At 74.5% G+C, this 18388-nt stretch carries 12 protein-coding genes; 4 read left to right on the top strand and 8 right to left on the bottom strand.

Going from position 1 to position 18388, the window contains the following annotated elements:
• Positions 1-11: 11 nt before the first annotated feature.
• On the bottom strand, positions 12-1223 hold the full coding sequence (locus tag AB0M11_RS22420; RefSeq protein WP_365708105.1) for a DUF2786 domain-containing protein: 1212 nt from the start codon (positions 1221-1223) through the stop codon (positions 12-14).
• Between the two features lie 90 nt (positions 1224-1313).
• Between AB0M11_RS22420 and AB0M11_RS22425 the strand changes: the two genes are divergently transcribed.
• Both AB0M11_RS22425 and AB0M11_RS22430 read left to right on the top strand, forming a co-directional pair.
• Entirely contained in the window at positions 1314-2087 is a 774-nt protein-coding gene (locus AB0M11_RS22425; protein ID WP_365708107.1) for a Clp protease N-terminal domain-containing protein, read from the top strand.
• A gap of 67 nt (positions 2088-2154) precedes the next feature.
• Entirely contained in the window at positions 2155-3843 is a 1689-nt protein-coding gene (locus tag AB0M11_RS22430) for a bifunctional 3'-5' exonuclease/DNA polymerase (RefSeq protein WP_365708109.1), read from the top strand.
• Positions 3844-3852: 9 nt separating this feature from the next.
• Here AB0M11_RS22430 and AB0M11_RS22435 read toward each other — a convergent pair whose 3' ends face one another.
• Both AB0M11_RS22435 and AB0M11_RS22440 read right to left on the bottom strand, forming a co-directional pair.
• Complete coding sequence (locus AB0M11_RS22435; protein WP_365708111.1) at positions 3853-7320, bottom strand: BTAD domain-containing putative transcriptional regulator; 3468 nt, start codon at positions 7318-7320, stop codon at positions 3853-3855.
• A gap of 393 nt (positions 7321-7713) precedes the next feature.
• Positions 7714-8607 (bottom strand): glycosyltransferase, encoded by an 894-nt coding sequence (locus tag AB0M11_RS22440; RefSeq protein WP_365708113.1) that lies wholly within the window; start codon positions 8605-8607, stop codon positions 7714-7716.
• Between the two features lie 249 nt (positions 8608-8856).
• Between AB0M11_RS22440 and AB0M11_RS22445 the strand changes: the two genes are divergently transcribed.
• Positions 8857-12897: an AAA family ATPase gene (locus AB0M11_RS22445; protein ID WP_365708115.1), complete on the top strand. Its 4041-nt coding sequence runs from the start codon at positions 8857-8859 to the stop codon at positions 12895-12897.
• A 29-nt stretch (positions 12898-12926) separates the two neighbouring features.
• Positions 12927-13265 (top strand): hypothetical protein, encoded by a 339-nt coding sequence (locus AB0M11_RS22450; protein WP_365708117.1) that lies wholly within the window; start codon positions 12927-12929, stop codon positions 13263-13265.
• A 55-nt stretch (positions 13266-13320) separates the two neighbouring features.
• Here the strand turns inward: AB0M11_RS22450 and AB0M11_RS22455 are convergent, their stop codons facing one another.
• The 5 genes from AB0M11_RS22455 to AB0M11_RS22475 form a co-directional block, all read right to left on the bottom strand.
• Positions 13321-13650: a DUF3040 domain-containing protein gene (locus AB0M11_RS22455; protein WP_365708119.1), complete on the bottom strand. Its 330-nt coding sequence runs from the start codon at positions 13648-13650 to the stop codon at positions 13321-13323.
• Positions 13651-13875: 225 nt separating this feature from the next.
• Complete coding sequence (locus AB0M11_RS22460) at positions 13876-14976, bottom strand: sugar ABC transporter substrate-binding protein (protein WP_365708121.1); 1101 nt, start codon at positions 14974-14976, stop codon at positions 13876-13878.
• An 88-nt stretch (positions 14977-15064) separates the two neighbouring features.
• Positions 15065-16336: a sugar ABC transporter permease gene (locus AB0M11_RS22465; protein ID WP_365708122.1), complete on the bottom strand. Its 1272-nt coding sequence runs from the start codon at positions 16334-16336 to the stop codon at positions 15065-15067.
• A 5-nt stretch (positions 16337-16341) separates the two neighbouring features.
• Positions 16342-17121, bottom strand: a complete 780-nt coding sequence (locus tag AB0M11_RS22470) for an ATP-binding cassette domain-containing protein (RefSeq protein ID WP_365708124.1) — start codon at positions 17119-17121, stop codon at positions 16342-16344.
• A gap of 36 nt (positions 17122-17157) precedes the next feature.
• On the bottom strand, positions 17158-18246 hold the full coding sequence (locus AB0M11_RS22475; protein ID WP_365708127.1) for a substrate-binding domain-containing protein: 1089 nt from the start codon (positions 18244-18246) through the stop codon (positions 17158-17160).
• Positions 18247-18388: the final 142 nt, after the last annotated feature.

An 18388-nucleotide genomic window follows, 5' to 3' on the forward strand; every position in this document is an offset into this window, starting at 1 on the left:
CCCCGCGCCCCTTACGGGGCGCTGTTGGTTGGGGTTTGTTTAGGGGTGGGGAGTTGGGGGTGGGGGTGGACTTGGGCTTGGTTGGCTGCTTTTGTGCCCTCTGTCCAGCCGGCCTCGTCGGTGACGGCGCGTAGGCGGGTTGTCGTGGTGGTGGGGAACATCTGGGTGAGGCGGTCGGTGACGGCCAGTTCCCTCGTGGCCAGGACCGGGAGCAGGGTCTGGGGCGTCCCGGTCTCGGCCACGGCCGCCTGCGCGGCTGCCCTGAGGCGGTCGCCGACCCGGTGGGCGTAGGCCGCGAGGAAGGACTGGCGGAAGGTCTTCGTGCGTTTGCGGCCGCCCGCCCGCTGCGCCGCCTCCGCCTTCGTCATCGCGTGCGTGGCCTGCACGAGCAGCGAGGTGTGGAGCAGCTCGACCGCCTCCAGGTCCGCCTCGAAGCCGACGACCGTCGAGAAGGCCAGCGGTTCGTTCCACACCGCGCGGCAGTGGTTCGCCGTGGCGACCGCGTCCAGCAGGACCGCCTTGGCCTGTTCGTACGGCGGCTCGACGCCTATCCGGCAGGCACCAGGTGTGTCCCCCGCCGGCGCCCCCGCGGCGAGCAGCGCCTCGTCGACGCTGTGCCGGGCCATCAGTTCCTGCGCCTTGGCGCTGAGCGCCTCCGCCTCCTCCGGAAAACCCGTCGCCTCGGCCTTGGCCAGCAGCGCGCGGATCCGGGTGAGCATGCGGGAGGCCGGTCGGTGCGCGGTCGCGGCGGGCCGGGGTTCGTCGAGCGGTTCCAGGGCGGGCAGCCGGAGCAGCAGGCGGTACAGCTCCAGGACGGCCGTGGCGTGCGAGAAGCGGTCGCCCACGCGCGCGTCGCCGTCCTGCTCGGGCAGCGCGTCGAGCTGGGCCTGCCAGCGGGGGCCGCGCGGGCGGTCGTCCGGCACCTGGGCGCGGATCAGCCCGGCGGCCAGCCGCACGTGCGGGCCGTCCAGTTCGCGCCGCACCAGTCGCACGACGTCTGCGGGCTGCCAGCCGCGCCGCCAGGCGGCCGCGACGAACTCCCGGCCCCGGTGTGCGAGTTCCGCGTCCGCGCCGGAGTCGGCCGCGAGGAGGGACGCGCCCGTGTCGAGGCCGGAGTCGGTGTCGTCGTACAGGGCGCTCTGGAAGGCTCGGTCGACGGTGCTGGGCTGGCTGCTGGTCACGTGTCGATCGTGCCACGCGCCGCCGACAGGGGTCGCGGTCATCCACAGCCTGTGGATAAGGGGCCTGAGGACGGGGCGCACGCCTGTCAACCGACGGTTGACACTGGTCCGGTGTCAACCTACGGTTGACATATGGGAAACGATCCGAAGATCACAGCATCCGTACGCCTCGACGACCTCATCGCGGCGATCAAGAAGGTGCACACCGAACCCCTCGTCCAGCTCCAGGACGCGGTGATCGCCGCCGATCACCTGGGCGACGTGGCGGACCATCTGATCGGCCACTTCGTCGACCAGGCCCGCCGCTCGGGCGCGTCCTGGACCGAGATCGGCAAGAGCATGGGGGTGACCCGGCAGGCGGCGCAGAAGCGCTTCGTGCCAAAGGAGTCCGCCGACCTCGACCCCGGCCAGGGCTTCGACCGCTACACCCCGCGCGCGAGGAACGTGGTGATGGCGGCCCACAACGAGGCGATCGCGGCCCGCAACCCCGAGGGGCGACCCGAGCACCTGGTCCTCGGCCTGCTGGCCGAACCGGACGGCATCGCGGCGAAGGCGATCCTCGCGCAGGGCGTCCAGCTGGACACCGTCCGCCAGGCGGCCACGGCCGCGCTCCCGCCGGCCGCCGACGACGTCCCCGACCTCGTCCCCTACGGGCCGGAGGCCAAGAAGGCCCTCGAACTCACCTTCCGCGAGGCGCTCCGGCTCGGCCACAACTACGTCGGCACCGAACACCTGCTGCTGGCCCTCCTGGAGCACGAGAACGGCGCCGGCGTCCTCAGCGGGCTCGGCATCACCAAGCCGGCGACCGAGGAGTACACGAAGAAGGTGCTGTCGCTGCTGCTGGAGCAGAAGCACGCGGCGGAGGCGGAGGGCGACGCCGAGGAGGAGCCGGAGAGGGGCGCCTGAAGAAGCCGTCCGGGCGCTGGAACCGCAGGTCAGGGCGATTGTCAGTGGCGGGTGCCAGACTCTCGGCATGACCGACCGGTGGGCTCTCGCTCCGGCCGAGGACGGTGGCGTGGACATCGCCCCCCTCGGCCCGGACGGGCTGCCCGCCGGGCCGGTGCGGCGGGAGCCCGATCTCGCCGGGGCGGTCAGGGGCCGCCCGGAGGTCACACGCTGGGTGTGGCGGTCGACCGCCGAGGTCTACCCGCGCCTGCTCGCCACGGGGGTGCGAGTGGAGCGGTGCTACGACATCGAGGACGCCGAGACACTTCTGCTGGGCCACGAGGGGCGGTCCGGTGAGCCACGCTCGGCCGCCGCCGCCCTGGCCCGCCTCCGCGGCGGCCCCGTACCGCCCGACCCGCCGCAGCGCGCGGCCGAGCCCGGCGCCCAGTCCCCGCTGTTCGAGCCACCGGGCACCGCCCGCCTGACGCTCGACGAGCTGCTCGCGGTCTACGCCGAGCAGCAGCGCCGGCACGACCGGGCCGAGCACCCGGACCGGATGCGGCTGCTGACCGCCGCCGAGTCGGCGGGGATGATGATCGCCGCCGAGATGAACCGCGCGGGCCTGCCCTGGAGCGCCGACGTGCATCGCGGGCTGCTCCATGAACTGCTCGGCGAGCGGTACGCGGGCGGGGGCGAGCCGCGCCGGCTGGCCGAGCTGGCCGACGAGGTCTCGGCCGCCTTCGGCAGGCGGGTGCGCCCGGACCTTCCCGCCGATGTGATCAAGGCCTTCGCCCAGGCCGGGATCAAGGTGAGGTCCACCCGCCGCTGGGAGCTCTCCGCCGTCGACCACCCGGCGGTGAAACCCCTCCTGGAGTACAAGAAGCTGTACCGGATCTGGGTGGCGCACGGCTGGACCTGGCTCCAGGGCTGGGTGCGCGACGGCCGGTTCCGGCCCGAGTTCCAGGCGGGCGGCACGGTCACCGGCCGCTGGGTGACCAACGGCGGGGGCGCGCTGCAGATCCCCAAGGTGATCCGGCGGGCGGCGGTCGCCGACCGCGGCTGGCGGCTGGTGGTGGCCGACGCCGACCAGATGGAACCGCGCGTGCTGGCGGCGATCTCCCGCGACCCCGGGCTGATGGAGGTCGCCGGGCGGGAGACCGACCTCTACCAGTCCGTCTCCGACCGCGCCTTCGCCGGCGACCGCCAGCAGGCCAAGATCGCCGTCCTCGGCGCGGTCTACGGCCAGACCTCGGGTGACGGCCTGAAGAACCTGGCCGCGCTCCGCCGCCGGTTCCCCACGGCGGTGGCCTATGTCGACGAGGCGGCGCGGGCCGGTGAGGAGGGCCGGCTGGTGCGCACCTGGCTCGGCCGGACCTGCCCGCCCGCGACCGGCGCGGGCGACGGATCGGAGGAGGCGGGAATGCCCCAGGAGGAGCCGGAGGAGCATCCGGCCGAGGGCTGGGTGCCGGGATACGCCTCCACCAACTCCCGGGCCCGGGGCCGCTTCGCGCGCAACTTCGTGGTGCAGGGCAGCGCCGCCGACTGGGCCCTGCTGATGCTGGCGGCGCTCCGCCGGGCCTGCGCGGACCTGGCGGCCGAGCTGGTCTTCTTCCAGCACGACGAGGTGATCGTGCACTGCCCGGAGGAGGAGGCGGAGACGGTCGTGACGGCGATACGGGAGGCGGCGGACCTGGCCGGGCGGCTCACGTTCGGGCAGACGCCGGTGCGTTTCCCGTTCACGACGGCCGTGGTGGAGTGCTATGCCGACGCGAAGTGACCCGTCCGGTCAGCCGCCCCGGGCCAGCAGGCCGCGCAGCTCCGCGAGGACGTCCGGCTCGTCCGTGCCGTCCAGGGCCGCGAGGGCCTCGCGCCAGACGCCGTACGCCTCGCCGGTACGTCCCTGCTCCCGCAGGAGCAGACCGAGTTGGTGGCGGGCGAGACCGCCGCTGTAGCGGTCGGCGCGGGCGTCGGCGTGGCGCAGGAGTTCGGCGCACTCGCGGTGGGCGCGCTCGGTGCGGCCGAGCGCGCGCAGGGCGCGGACCAGGCCGAGGCGGGTCTGGGACTCGCCGTGCCAGTCGCCGTGGCCGCCGAGGATGCGCAGGCTCTCCTCGAAGTGCGTTGCGGCGGCCGCCGGTTCACCGAGGCGGAGGCGGGCGTAGCCGATGTTGCAGTGCGCCGAGTGCTGCAGGATGACGGCGCCGATCGCGTCCCCGATCGCCAGGGAGCGCAGGTGCTGCTCGATGGCCGCGCGAGGGTCGGTGTGCTCGTAGAGGTTGCCGAGGTGGCTGTGGGTGACGGCCTCGCCGTAGGGGTCGTTCAGCTGCCGGGAGTAGTCGAGGCTCTGCCGCAGCGCCTCGCCCGACTCGTCGTACCGGCCGAGCACTTCCAGCAGCAGCCCCCGGTTGTTCAGGCCGCGGCGGATCCAGGACACCGCGCCCAGCCGCCGCCACAGGGCCAGCGCACCGTCGGTCAGGGCGAGGGCCTCGCGCTGGCGGCCGGTCAGGAAGCGCAGCCCGGCGAGGTCGCCCAGGGCGTAGGCCTCGGCGGGTTCGTCACCCAGGCGGCGGGCGGCGGCCAGGGCGGCGGTGCCGAGCACTTCCATCTCGGCGACTCGGCCGCGGCGCAGGACGTAGGGGTAGAGCAGGCGGACGAGCGTGGAGAGGTAGGCGCTGATCCCCGGGTCGGCGGTGTCGGCGTACCGCTCCACCAGGGCGACGATGTTCTCCAGCTCCATGTCGCCCCAGGCGAAGGCGTGCTCGGCGCACTCGAAGGGGGGCAGGGTCTCGGCGTACGGCTGGTGCTCGGGGGGCTGGGCGGTGGTGGGCCGGCGGCGGTCCCGCTGGTCCAGTCCGGGTTCGACGATCGCGACGAGCGCGTGTTCGGCGACGGCGGCGAACCAGCGCAGGGCGGTGAGGGCGGCTTCGGCGCGGGCGGGGTTGGGGCGGACGGGGTTGGGGCTGTCGCCGGGGCGGTGGGGGGCGTGGGGAGTCACGGGGTCGGGGGTGGTGACGGAGGCGGCGGGGGCTTCAGGGGCGGAGGGGGCTTCGGCCAGCTCGCGGGCGAAGTCGCGGACCAGGTCGTGGGGGGCGTAGCGGCCGTAGGTGGTCTCCTCCAGGAGGGCCACGTCGACCAGCCGGTCCAGGGCCGCCTCGGCGCGGCGCTCGTCGGTGCCGGTGAGCCGGGCGATCAGAGGGGCACCGTACGTCGGCAGGTCGAGGGCGCCGATGTGGCGCAGGGCAGCGGCGGCGTCGCGGTCGGCAGCGTGATCGGCGGCGGCGAGGGCGTCATGCGCGACGGCCAGGGAGCGCCGGACGCTCAGGTCGTCGTATTCGAGGTGCCGCAACCTGCTCTCGGCGGCGGCCAGTTGGCCGGCCAGCACGTCGGGGGTGAGCGCACGGCGGGCGGCGAGGCGGGCGGCCACGACGCGGAGCGCGAGCGGGAGCCGGCCGGTGAGGCCGATCAGCGGATGGGCGGCGTCGATCTCCGGGCGCCCGCTGACCGCGCGCAGCAGCGCCGCGCTGTCCTCGCCGGTGAGCGGGCCCAGCGGGAAGCGGCGGGCCCCGTCGAGTGCGGTGAGCGGGGAGCGGCTGGTGACGATCACCGCGCAGCCGGGGCCGCCGGGGAGCAACGGCCGCACCTGGGCGGCGTTCGCGGCGTCGTCGAGCAGGAGGAGGGTGCGGGTGGGGGCGAGCAGGGAGCGGAGCAGCGCGGCGGCCGCGTCGGGGTGTTCCGGGATGTGCCGGGGGTCGGCACCGAGGTCTCTGAGCAGCGCGGCCAGCGCCTGGACAGGGGTGAGCGGGGGGACGCCGGGGGTGGCGCCGTGCAGGTTGACGTAGAGCTGACCGTCGGGGAAACGATCCCGCAGTTGATGCGCCACGTGGAGCGCGAGTGCGGTTTTGCCGACGCCGGCGGTGCCGCTGACCACGGCGAGGAGGGGGGCCGTGGCCTCGGCTTCGCCTTCGGCCTGTGTGTGCCCACCCGCACCACCCGTGACGGTTTCGTGGTCGGGTGCGGGTGGCCCCTGTGGGGCGGACTCGCCGTCGGCGGCCGCGGGTTCGGGGGCGGGGATAGCAGTGACGGGGTCGTGGGCGGGTGCGGGTGGCCCCTGTGGGGCGGACTCGCCGTCGGCGGCCGCGGGTTCGGGGGCGGGGGCAGTGGTGACGGGGTCGTGGGCGGGTGCGGGTGGCCCCTGTGGGGCGGACTCGTTGTCGGCGGGCGCGGGTTCGGGGGCGGGGGCAGTGGTGACGGGGGCGTGGCCGGGTGCGGCGGTGGCGGGCGGGGGTTCGGGGGCGAGGGTGTGGGTCAGGGTTTGGTGGGTGGGGGTGCGGCCGGTGAAGTGGGGTGGGGGTGGGGGGAGTTGGGCGGGGCGGGGGGTCGGGGAAGGGGTGCGTGGGGGAAGGGGGGTCGTTGGGCTCGGCGGCGTGGTGGGGGCTGGGTGTTCGGGGTGGGTGGGGGTGTGTGACGGGGGCGCCACGAGCCATGGCGGGGCGGCGTCCGCGGCGCTGGTTCCGCGCAGGACCTCGACGTGGGCCCGGCGTACCGCCAGGCCTGGTTCGATGCCGAGTTCCTCGCGCAGGCGGTTGCGCAGGTCGCGGTGGACGGCGAGGGCCTCGGCCTGCCGGCCGGTGTGATGGAGGGCGAGCATGAGCTGGCGGTGGTAGGCCTCGCGGAGCGGATGTTCGGCGACGAGTGCCGCCAGCTCCGGTACGACGCCGCCCAGCCGGGGTCCGCCGAGGGCGAGTTCCGCGTCGTAGCGCCACTCCAGCGCGAGCAGCCGGGCCTCCTCCAGGCGCTGCACGAAGGCAAGGCCGCCGAGTTCGGCGGGGAGGCCGCCGAGCGGGCTGCCCCGCCAGAGCGCGAGCGCGTCGGCGCAGGCGTCCAGCACCGACGCCCACTCCCGGCGCCCGTGGGCCGCGCGCGCCTGGGCCACCTGGGCGTCGAACACGTCGACGTCCAGTTCGCCGTCGTCGACCCGCAGCAGGTACCCGGGCGGTACCGCGCGCAGCCGCTCCGGGTCGTCGAGGATCCGGCGCAGCCGGGTGACGTGGTTGTGCAGCGAGGCGCGCGCCGACACCGGGGGCGCGCCGCCCCACAGCGCCTCCGTCAGCGACTCGACGGAGACGACCCGCCCGGCATCGAGCAGCAGCACGGCGAGCAGGGTGCGCACCTTGGGGCTGCCGACGGGGCGTACGCCGGCCGCGTCGTAGAGGACCGGCGGTCCCAGCAGTCCGAACCGCAGCTCGTACCGCCGCATCGCCTGGCCTGTCGCCCTTCCGCACGGCGGACGTGCCCGCCGGTCCTCGATCCTGGCGGAATTCCATCCCCTGGGGGACGGGTTCCCGCCACCTTCTCTGTGCCGGTCCGGGCCGGAGTCCGCTGGTTCTCCGGCCCGCCCCCGGAGTCGTACGGCGGCTTCACGCCAACCGCTCGGCGACGTCCGGGAGAACCACTGGCCACATGTTAGCGATCCGTTGGCGCGGCCTGATGTGATCTTCGCATCGGACCGGGTTCGACGGCGCACGCGTGGATCGCGTAACTCGGGGGAGTGTCGCCGCAGGCCCGGCTCCGGGGACGCGAGAGGGTTCCGGTCGGCGGAGGTGAACGACCGGGGCCCTCGTCCCGTCTGACGAAGCTGGTCCGGACCGGTTCAGATGACGGGTGGGCGGCCCAGCCGCGTGAGGTGCCAGACCGTGCGCCAGCGCATCGGGCGGCGCTCCCCGGCCGGTTCGCGCAGCCCCTCGGCGAAGCCCGCGAACCAGGCTCGCAGGCCGCCCGTCGAGCGGGTGCGCAGGAGCGTGATCAGTATCCAGACGCCCAGGTGGACCGGGATCAGCGGCAGGGGCAGCCGACGCCGGGTCAGCCAGACGCGGTTGCGGGCCGTGACCCGGAAGTAGACGGCGTGCCGGGCGGGCGAGGTCCGGGGGTGCTGGAGCAGCAGCTCGGGGGCGTAGAGGATCTTCCAGCCGGCGTCGGCCGCCCGCCAGGCGAGGTCGGTCTCCTCGTGGGCGAAGAAGAACTCGGCGGGCCAGTCCCCGGTCTCGGCGAGCATGTCCATGCGCAGGGCGTGGCCGCCGCCGAGGAAGCCGGTGACGTAGCCCCCGCGCATCGGATCGGCGTTGCCGACGCGCGGCACGTGCCTGCGCTGGGTCACGCCCTCCTCGTCCGCGATGCGGAAGCCGACGATGCCGAGCCGGGGGTCGGCGGCGAACAGATCCCGGACCCGCCGGAACACCTCGACGTCCACGAGCACCCCGTCGTCGTCCAGTTCGACGACGACGTCCACGTCGCCGAACGCGCGCAGGGCCGCGAGGGCGACGTTGCGGCCGCCGGGGCAGCCGAGGTTGTCCTCGACGTCGACGGTGGTGACCTCGCCGGGCAGGTCGAGGCGGCGGGCGTACTCGGGCAGCCGGCAGCCGTTGCCGACGATCACGATGCGGTCGGGGGCCAGGTCCTGCTTGGCGACGGACTTGAGCAGGGCGTCGACTTCGTCGGGCCGGTTCCCCATCGTCACCACGGCCACCCCGAGCCTCGGCTCCTGCATGCCCCTCACCCCATCCGGCCGACGGCGGCAGCCGCACCTGTCCTCAGGATGGCCATCGTTCACCAAGATGTCACCACGGGTAGGTCGATACTCCATAAACGGGCCCGGCTGGTGGCGACGCGCGGGAGTTCCCGCACACCGGACCGCGAAGGAGCGCCGGACACGGGCCAAAGGGGGGCGGCGGAAGGTCGTGGACACGCCAGGGAACGCCTCGGAGGGGGCCGAAGTACCGCTGTAGGTTTCCGAGTCATGCTCTGTGTTCAGGTCCTGGGGCCGATCGGTGCCGACATCGACGGTGCGCCGGTCCCCCTGGGAAGCCCCCGGCAACGTGCGGTCCTCGCCCTGCTGCTGGCGCACCGCGGCCGGGTGGTGCCCGTCGACCGGCTGATCGACCGCCTGTGGCGGGACCGGCCCCCGCGGAAGGCGGCGGCCTCGCTGCACGTCTACGTGTCGAACCTGCGCCGCGCGCTCGAACCCGGCCGGCCGCCCCGCTCCCCCGCCGGTGTCCTGGTCAGCGTCGCGCCCGGGTACGCGGTGCGGCTGCCCGAAGAGGCGGTCGACGCCTGGCGGTTCGAGGCGGCGGTGCGGCGGGCCCGTACCGCGCCTCCGGCGGAGGCGCGGCGCCTGCTGGAGGAGGCCATCGGGTGGTGGCACGGGACGGCTTACGGCGAGTGGGCGGACGAGGAGTGGGCGGCCGGCGAGGCGGCCCGGCTGGGTGATCTGCTGCTGACGGCGCGGGAGTTGGCGATCGGCGCGATGCTCGCGTCCGGGGCCCCGGCGGAGGCGGTGCCGGCGGCCGAGGCGCTGGTGCGGGAGCATCCGCTGCGCGAGGAGGGCTGGCGGCTGCTGGCGCTCGGGTTGTGGGCCGGCGGGCGCCGCGCCGACGCGCTGGCCGAGCTGCGCCGCGCCGCCGCCGTCATGGCCGACGAACTCGGGCTGGGCCTCGGTGAGGCGCTGACCGAATTGGAGAGCGCCCTGCTGACGGGGCGCACCGAGATCCTGCGCGCGTCGGTGCCGTCGGCTGCCGGGCCGATCGCGGTGGGAGGGCCCTTGACGTTCACGGATGCGCGGACGGCGACTGCGCCTCCTGACTCGGCGCCTCTGGGTTCGGGGGCTCCGGCGCGTCTGGCTCCGGGGGCTCGGATGCCTCTGGCTTCGGGGGCTCCCGGTCCTTTGGCTCCGGCGGCCCCGGCTTCGGCGGCCCCGCCTTGGGCAGCCCCGGCTTCGGCGGCTCCCGGTCTGAGGGCTCCGGCGCCTCTGGCTCCAGCTCCGGGGGCTCCCGGTCTGGCGGCTCCGGGGGCTTCGGCTCCAGCGGCTTCGGCGGCCCCGCCCGTGCCGGGTGCGGGCGCGGGCTTGGAGCCGGGCGCGGGCTTGGAGCCGGGCGCGGGCTTGGAGCCGGGCGCGGGAGTCGGTGTGGGGGTGGTCGAGGAGTTGTTCGTCGGCCGGGAGAGCGAGTTGCGGGCGCTGGACGAGGTCGCGCGTGCCGCGCGGCGGGGCGGCGGTGTCGTCCTGGTGACCGGCGAGGCCGGGGCCGGCAAGTCGGCGCTGCTCGGCCGGTACCGGCGGCGGTTGCGGGGCCAGGGCTGGACCGTGGTGGCCGGCAGCTGCCCCGAGTTCGACGGCGCCCCCTCCGCCTGGGCCTGGGTGGAGGCGCTCGGCCAACTCGCCCGCCGCGTCCCGCCCACCGACCCGGACACACTGGGCGCCCTGCTCCAGGAGGCCGGCTACGGTGAACGGGAAGCCGGCGGGCAGGACGCCACCGGGTCCCCGGGCCCGGACGGCAGGGCGGCGTCCGCCGGACGGTTCCGGCTGCACCGGGCGTTCGGCGCCTGGCTGCGGGAGGCCGCCGCAGCCGCCCCGCTGGCCGTCGTCGTCGACGACCTGCACCGGGCGGACGGCGAGACCCTGGCCCTGTTGGAGCGCGCCGCCGAACTGGTCGGCTCACCCGTGCTGGTGATCGCCGCCTACCGGCCGGCCGACGCGGCGGACTGCCTGACCAAGACCCTCGCCGAACTCGCCCATCGCTCGCCGTACCGGCTGGCGCTCGGCGGGCTGCCGCTGCCGGACGTGGAACTGCTGGTCGGCGCGGTGTGCGGGGAGCCGGTCGACGCGGCCATCGTGAGCGCGCTCGCCGAGCGCACCGGCGGCAACCCCTTCTACGTCCGCGAGAGCGCCCGGCTGCTCGCCAGCGAGGGCGCCCTGGTGGCGGTCTCCGAGGTGCCGCAGGGCGTCCGTGACGTGCTGCGGCGACGGCTGCGGCAGTTGCCCGAGGGGGCACCGGCCGTGCTCCAGCTCGCCTCGGTGGTGGGCCGCGAGACGGAGGTCGGGGTGCTCGTCGAGGCCGCGGACCCGGCACGGCAGGGCGAACACGAGGTGCTCGACGCGGTCGAGGCGGCCGTCGTGGCCGGGATGCTCACCGAACCGGCGCCCGGTGTGGTGCGGTTCGCGCACGCGCTGGTCCGCGACACCCTCTACACCGACCTGGTCGGCGTACGGCGGGCCCGCCTGCACGCCCGGCTGGCGGAGGTCCTGCGGCGGCGCCGTCCGGACGATCTCGCGGCCCTCGCGCACCATTTCGCGCGGGCGGCGAACGCGCGGACGGCGGAACTCGCCGTCGAGTACTCGCTCGGCGCGGCCGATCTGGCCGAGCGGCGCTACGCCCACGACACGGCCGTCGAACTGCTCACGCAGGCGATCGATTCCTTCGCGCTGATCCCGGCCGCCCCGCCGGACGGCGACGGCGGCGCTACCGGGGACAGCGGTGGCCCCGGACACGGCGACGGCAGCAGCGCGGCCGGCGGCAGCAGCAACGCCGGAAACCACGGCGGCACAGGTGGCAACGGCGGCACAGGGGGCAACGGCGGCAAGGAACACACCGTATACGCCGGATACGCCGGATACACCGGATACGCCGGTTGCACCGGTGACGACTGCGGCAGCGGGAACACCGGCAAGCGCGGTGGTACCGGCCGGCACGGCGGGGTCGGTGGCAGCCTCGCTCCCGGCACCGACGGCCGCGCCGGGCGGCTGGTCGCGTTGCTCGGGCGGTTGCTGCGGGCCGAGATACGGGCCGGGGCCATCATGGCGGCGCGGCACACCCGGCAGCGCGCGCTGGCGGCGGCCGAGGGCGTCGGGCGCGACGAACTCGCGGCGGCGGCGCTCGGCGCGTCGATCGGACCGGAGCATGCCCCGAGCGGTGCCCTCAGCGGGCCGTGGGGACTCGTCGCGCCGACGGCACTCGACACGTTCGTGGAGCGGCTGATCGCCCGCGCCGACCTGGACCCGGCCGTGCTCGGCGCGCTGCCTCCAGGCGAGGCGGACGAGGTGGCCGGTGCGGGCGCCGCGGGGCGTGCGGAGCGGGTGGCGGAGGCGGCCCGGCGGCTGGCCCTCGCCCGTGCGGTCGGGGACCCGCTGCTGCTCTCCTCCGCGCTGACCGTCGCCTCCGGAGTCAGCCCCGACGGGTTCCCGGACCGCCGCGAGGCGCTGGCGACCGAGCTGCGGGTGCTCGGGTACGCGCACGACCTGCCCGCCAACAGCTGGGTGCGCGAGCACCTCGGGGCGATGGCCGCCGGCGCCCGCAACGACGTCGCCCAGGTGCGCCGGCACACCGGCGAGGGACGGACCGTCGCCCGGCGGCACCGGCTGGCGGAGGCGGAGGCCATCAACCTGACCACCCTCGCGATGCTGGCCCATGTCGAGGGCCGCTTCGCCGAGTCCGAGGCCGGGTACGCGCAGGTGCGGGAGCGGCTGTGGTCCCGCGGCTCGCCGTACGGCGACTTCGTGCGCGTCCTGGGGCTGACGACCGTACGGCTGGGGCAGGGCCGCCCGCGGGAGGCCGAACCGCTCCTGCGCCGCCTGCTCGACAGCGAACCCGAGCCCACCGCCGAGCTGGCCCTCGGGGTGGTCCTCGCCCGGCTGGGCGAGCACGAGCAGGCCTACGCGCTCGGCCGGCGCACCGCGGCCGCCGTCCCCCTCGTGCCGGACCACCTGTACGGCATCGCCCTGTCCCTGCGGGCCGAACTGGCGTTCCTGCTGGGCGACCTGACCACCGCACTGGAGCTGATCCCGCTGCTGCTGCCGTTGCGCGGCCAGCTCGCCGGTGCCGCCAGCGTCTCCTTCGCCACCCGTCCGTTCGCCCACTCGCTGGGTGAGTTGCACCAGTTGCTGGGTGACGAGGCGGAGGCGCTGCGGCAGTTCGGCCTCGCCGAGGAGGTGGCCCGGCAGTGGGGGTCGCGGCACCTGGTCGAGGCGGCCCGCGCCGCCTCGGAGGACCGGGGCCGCCGGATGTGACGTGCCGGCGAGCGCCGGGGTCAGGCCAGGTGCCACTTCTGCTGGCCGGCGGTGTCGCACGCGACGCCGCCCGGCGCCCCGAGCCCCCGGCGGCCCTGCCGACCGTGCTGATCACCGGACACGCCTCCGTGACCGTCTCCGGTCGGCCCCACTTCGGCAGGTCGATCCAGCTCGCCGCCGAACGCGCCGAGCGCGTCCGGGCGTTGTTCGTCCAGCGCCTGGAGGCCCACCTGCGCGAGCTCGGCTCCCCCCTCACCTCGGACGCCTTCACCATCGCCACCGACGCGCACGCCCCGGACCTGTCCCCCGCCACCCAGGAGGCACCCCCCGGCGCGACGGTCGCCATCACCCGGCCGCCGGGACTCTAGGCGAGGAGCCGCAGCACCGCCTCCTCGACGGCGCCCCGGGTGGCCGGGCCGGTTCTCAGCCGCACGGCCCCCTCCGGACGACGGCTCCGTGGTCCCGGCACGCGCGGCACAGCAGCCGCGCGCCCTGCACCAGGGTGAGGGGCCACGCCACGGCGAAGCCCCACAGCGCCACCGGGTCCGAGGTGCGGACGCCCACGACCGCCAGGACCGTGGAGGCCGCGGCCAGCAGGAGAAGGGCCGGCCAGAGCCGGGACCGGGCGCGCCGCACGCCCATGCGACGGGCGAAGCGGCGGTCACGGCGCAGGTGCGCCTCTATGCGCATCAGGGCGAGCCGTTCGTACGGCGACAGCCGGACGCGGGGCGAAGGATCCGTGCCCTCTGCCACGATGACAGCACCTCCGGGGAGACGGCGTTCTCGGGCACTGTCCTGACGGGCCGGCAGGGGTGCCGACGCACCGAGTGCCCGTCCCGGCGCCGGTCATACCGGCAGCACCAGGCCTCGCCCAGCCCGACCGCGCACTCCGCCAGCAGGCAGGCATTCTCGGCTCATCGGGACCTCGGCTCATCGGGACCTCGGGTCTTCGGGACCTCGGGTCTTCGGGTCTTCGGTTCATCGGGATCCCGGAAGGGCCTGGCCGCTGGCCGGTTGGCCGAGACTGTTGCCCCACAGGGAAGGATCGGTGCTCCTGAGGCTGGGGACGCCGCCGTACGTGCCGCCGTCGGCGGTGACGAGCGGGGCGGAGAGCTGGTCCTCGAGAAGTCCGTCGCGGACCCGCACGATGGTGCTCCGGTGGTCGGTCCGGCCGGGCTTGAACGTCTTTCCGTCGATCGCGGCCTTCAGGTAGTACAGCGCGTACTTGGCGTAGAGGTCGACCGGCTGGGACACGGTGGCGTCTATGGTGCCGCTGGAGATGTTCCTGAGCTCCCTGGGTATGCCGTCGTTGGAGACGACGACCACGTGCCTCGGGTTCCTGGGTCCGACCAGCAGGCCCTGCTGCCGGAGCACGTGGAGCGTGCCGGAGAGGGCGTAGCTGGCCTGCATGTAGATGCCCTTGATGTCCGGGTGGGCGGTCAGGTCGCTCTGGAGCTTCTGCGCGGCGACGTCCCCGTCCCAGTTGGTGGCCTCCGCGAACACCTTGATGTCCGGGTAGTTCGCCTTCATGCAGGTGTCGAACCCCTCGGTGCGGTCGCGGCTGTTGATCGACGAGAGGTCGCCCTCGAGCATCACGACCTTGCCCTTGCCGCCCAGCCTGCTGCCCAGGTATTTGCACGCCTTCTCCCCGTAGGCGCGGTTGTCGGCGCGGACCACCATGTAGACCCTGCCGGTGTCCGGGCGGGTGTCGATGGTGACGACCGGGACCTTCGCCGCCTTCAGCTGCGCCAGGATCGGCGCGACGGCGAACGTGCTCTGCGGGGCCGCCGCGATGCCCTTGACGCCCTGGAGGATGAGGGTCTGCGTGTTGGCGGCGAGCTTGGCGACGTCGTTCTGCGAGTTGGTGGTCCGCAGGGCGAGGCCGAGCTGCTTGGCGTACTCCGGCGTGTACCTGATGTACGCGCTCCAGAAGTCGGTGTCGGAGCGCGGGTAGTCGACGCCGACCAGCGGCCTGCCGCCGCTCGACGTGGCCGTCCCTGCGGAGCCGCCGCAGGCGCTGACCAGCGCCAGCGCACAGAGAGCGGAAGCGGTGGCACAGAGGACGGGTCCGGGCCTCATCAATACGTTCCTCGCACTGAATCCCTGAAGTATGTCCAATATGACCGTTTATTCACTATACGTGCGCGCGGGCGACCCCTCGTCCGGGTCAGGCGCGCCCGTGCGCCTGCTGCGTGTGCCGGGACAGCGAGTCGAGGACCACCGCGGCGAAGAGCACCCCGCCCGTGATCACCAGCTGGACGGCGGTGGGCGTGTCGGTGAGGGCCATGCCCGAGGCGATCGACTGGATGACCAGGATGCCGAGCACCGCGGACCACGTCGTACCGCGTCCGCCGAACAGGCTGGTGCCGCCGATGACGGCGGCGGCGATGGCGTTGAGCAGCAGGACGCCGGAACCGGAGTTCTGGCTCACCGACGTGATGCGCGAGGCCAGGAAGAGCCCGCCGGTCGCCGCCAGGGTGCCGGAGACCGCGAGCACGGCCGTCTGCACGCCGGTCACGCTGAGGCTGGCGCGACGGGCCGCCTCGACGCTGCTCCCCAGGGCGTAGACCCGCCGCCCGTACGCCGTGCGGCGCAGCACGATGTCGAGGCCGGCCACCGTGACCAGGAAGATCAGCAGGGCCAGCGGCAGGCCCTGGAACTGGTTCAGCACATAGGCGGAGCCGAACGCGATCACCGCCACCGCTCCCGTCCGCACCCCGATCGTGCGCAGCGGCCGGTGCGGCATGCCGACGGCCCTGCGCCGCCGCCGGTTCAGGTAGGCGGCGAGGAAGACCAGCGCCGTGGCGAGGGCCGCCACCGCGTAGGCGACGCCGGCATTGGTGAAGTAGTAGCCGGTGAGGTGGGCGACGAGCCCGTTCTCGTCCAGGTTGACGGTGCCGCTGGTGCCGAGGATGGCGAGCATGAGCCCGTTCCAGGTGAGCAGCCCGGCGAGGGTGACCACGAAGGCAGGCACCCGGGTCCTGGCGATGGAGTACCCCTGGACCGTCCCCGCCACGGTACCCGTCAGCACCGCGGCGATCAGGGCGAGCCATTCCGGCACCCCGTTGTCGACACTGAGCACCGCGAAGACCGCGGCGGCGAACCCGCTGATCGAGCCGACCGACAGGTCGAGCTCCCCGAGCAGCAGCACGAAGACGACGCCGACCGCGATGAAGCCCGTGCCCACGATGTCCACGCTGAGGTTGGACAGGTTGCGGGGCGAGAGGAAGGTGGAGTCCAGGCTCTGGAAGATGATCCAGACCGCGGCGAGGACGAGGGTGACGGGAAGGTAGCCCAGCTCACCGGCGGCCAGCCTGCGCCGCCGGACGGCGGTCCAGTCCGCCACGGCGCCGAGGACGGCCCGCCCGGTACGGCGCCGGCCGTCCTTCGCGGCGGCCGCCGCCGGCTCGGCCCGCGTCTCGTCCGGCATGTCACGCATCCCTTTCACCACTCGGCATCCCGGTGGGCCGGCCGGCGGGGTGTGTTGTCCGTGGCGCCCGTGACGGAGGCGATGATCTGCTCCTGGGAGGTCGTGCTCACGTCGAAGAAGCCGTTGTTGCGGCCGAGCCGCAGCACGGCCGCGCGGTCCGCGAGGGCCTTCACGTCGCCCATGTTGTGACTGATGAGCAGGATCCCCAGGCCGTGGTCGCGGAGCCGGTCCACGAGGTCGAGGACCTCGGTGGTCTGCTCGAATCCCAGCGCCGCGGTCGGTTCGTCGAGCAGGAGGACGCGCGGGTCGCCGAGCAGCGAGCGGGCGATGGCGACGGTCTGCCGCTGCCCGCTGGACAGTGACACCAGGGGACCGCGCAGATCGGGGATGCTCCGGGTCAGGCGCTCCAGCAACTGGGTGCTGCGGCGCTCCATCTCCACCTCGTCGAGCAGGCCGAACCTGCGGATCTCCCGGCCGAGGAAGAGGTTGCCGACCACGTCGAGGTTTCCACACAGCGCCAGGTCCTGGTAGACGGTGGCGATGCCGAGGTCCCGGGCCTCCTGGGGTCGCCGGATGTGCACGGGCCGGCCCTCCCACTCGATGCACCCCCGGTCCGCGGGAGCGACCCCGGAGATCACCTTGACCAGGGTCGACTTGCCGGCCCCGTTGTCGCCGAGCAGGGCGAGGACCTCGCCGGCATGGATCTCCAGCTCGATGTCCTGGAGGACCTCGACGACGCCGAAACGCCTGCACACGCCGTGCAGGGCGAGCAAGGGGGGCGGCAACAGAATCATCTCCTTCGCGGGCCCTGGGGCGGCCGGTCCCGCCGGTCAGGCCAGTCCGGCCTGGCGGCAGTCGCCCGCGAGCGGCGGGGCGCAGATCTGTCCGAGCGTGTACACGCCGTCCTTCACCAAGGTGTTCCTGATGGTGGCAAGGGTCACGGACACCGGGGTGAGCAGCACGGCCGGAACCTCTGCGCCGCTGCGGGTTTTCACCCGCCTGGTGGCCATCGGGTCCAGGCGCTGGTCGCGCGCGGCCGCCACGGCCATGGCACCGCCCGCGGCGGCCTCGGGCCCGAAGGGCTTGTAGACCGTCATGTACTGCTCGCCGCCGACGATGCGCCGTACGGCCGCGAGCTCGGCGTCCTGCCCGGTGACGGGCGGCAACGGACTGACCTTGTCGGCCTTGAGGGCGGCGATGCTGCCGGCGGCGAGGCCGTCGTTGGCGGCGTACACGCCGTCGATGCGGCCGGCGCCCAGGGCGGAGAGGGCGCCGGACATGTTCTGGGCCGCCGCCTGCGTGCTCCACTCGGGCGTGTCGTACTCCTTGGCGATCGTCACCTTCCCCCGGAGCTCGGACAGGGCTCCCTGCTTGAAGGCGAGCGCGTTGGGGTCGCCGGGATCGCCGTTCATCATCACGATCCGGCCCCTGTGCGCCTTGGCGCCCATGGCGGTCAGCAGCGCCTTGCCCTGCAGCCTGCCGACCTCCCGGCCGTCGAAGGAGACGTAACCGGAGATCGGACCCTCGGCGAGGCGGTCGTAGGCGATGACCGGGATGTGCGCGGCGGCCGCTCTGCCCACCGCGGCGGCCATGGCCCTGGCGTCGACGGCCGCCAGCACGATGGCGTCGACCCCGTGGGCGATCGACGCGTCCATCTGCGCCTGCTGGGTGGCCACGTCGCCCTTGGCGTCGGCGTCCTCGATCGTGCAGTCGCGGCACAGCTGCCGGATCCGCTGTTCCAGCAGGGGCCTGTCCCGTCGCTCCCAGCGGGGGGTGGTGGAGTCCGGCAGCAGCACGCCGATCTTCCGCGCGCTCCCCGAGCCGGAGGTGCTCCCGGCGCCCGGCCCGCAGGCGGCGAGGGGCACGACCGTGGAGACCGCGGCCAGGGCGAGGGCGGTGACCCGGACGCGGAAATTCATGCGCGAGGCCTCCCTCCGCCGCGAAGCCGTGCGGCCGCGACCGCGGTGCGGGAGCGTGGCCTCCCGGAGGGAGCCGGGATCCCGCCCCCGACCCGCCCTTACCGGGCAAAAGCGACATACCAGCCACTTCGCCAGTCTGACA

This window comes from Streptomyces sp. NPDC051987, from assembly GCF_040680735.1.
Taxonomy (GTDB): Bacteria; Actinomycetota; Actinomycetes; order Streptomycetales; family Streptomycetaceae; genus Streptomyces.

What these genes read in the sequence shown, in the direction of transcription:
- AB0M11_RS22420 (WP_365708105.1), bottom strand. Translation starts at nt 1,223, where the DNA reads ATGACCGCGACCCCTGTCGGCGGCGCGTGGCACGATCGACACGTGACC.
- AB0M11_RS22425 (WP_365708107.1), top strand. Translation starts at nt 1,314, where the DNA reads ATGGGAAACGATCCGAAGATCACAGCATCCGTACGCCTCGACGACCTC.
- AB0M11_RS22430 (WP_365708109.1), top strand. Translation starts at nt 2,155, where the DNA reads ATGACCGACCGGTGGGCTCTCGCTCCGGCCGAGGACGGTGGCGTGGAC.
- AB0M11_RS22435 (WP_365708111.1), bottom strand. Translation starts at nt 7,320, where the DNA reads ATGCGGCGGTACGAGCTGCGGTTCGGACTGCTGGGACCGCCGGTCCTC.
- AB0M11_RS22440 (WP_365708113.1), bottom strand. Translation starts at nt 8,607, where the DNA reads ATGCAGGAGCCGAGGCTCGGGGTGGCCGTGGTGACGATGGGGAACCGG.
- AB0M11_RS22445 (WP_365708115.1), top strand. Translation starts at nt 8,857, where the DNA reads ATGCTCTGTGTTCAGGTCCTGGGGCCGATCGGTGCCGACATCGACGGT.
- AB0M11_RS22460 (WP_365708121.1), bottom strand. Translation starts at nt 14,976, where the DNA reads ATGAGGCCCGGACCCGTCCTCTGTGCCACCGCTTCCGCTCTCTGTGCG.
- AB0M11_RS22465 (WP_365708122.1), bottom strand. Translation starts at nt 16,336, where the DNA reads ATGCGTGACATGCCGGACGAGACGCGGGCCGAGCCGGCGGCGGCCGCC.
- AB0M11_RS22470 (WP_365708124.1), bottom strand. Translation starts at nt 17,121, where the DNA reads ATGATTCTGTTGCCGCCCCCCTTGCTCGCCCTGCACGGCGTGTGCAGG.
- AB0M11_RS22475 (WP_365708127.1), bottom strand. Translation starts at nt 18,246, where the DNA reads ATGAATTTCCGCGTCCGGGTCACCGCCCTCGCCCTGGCCGCGGTCTCC.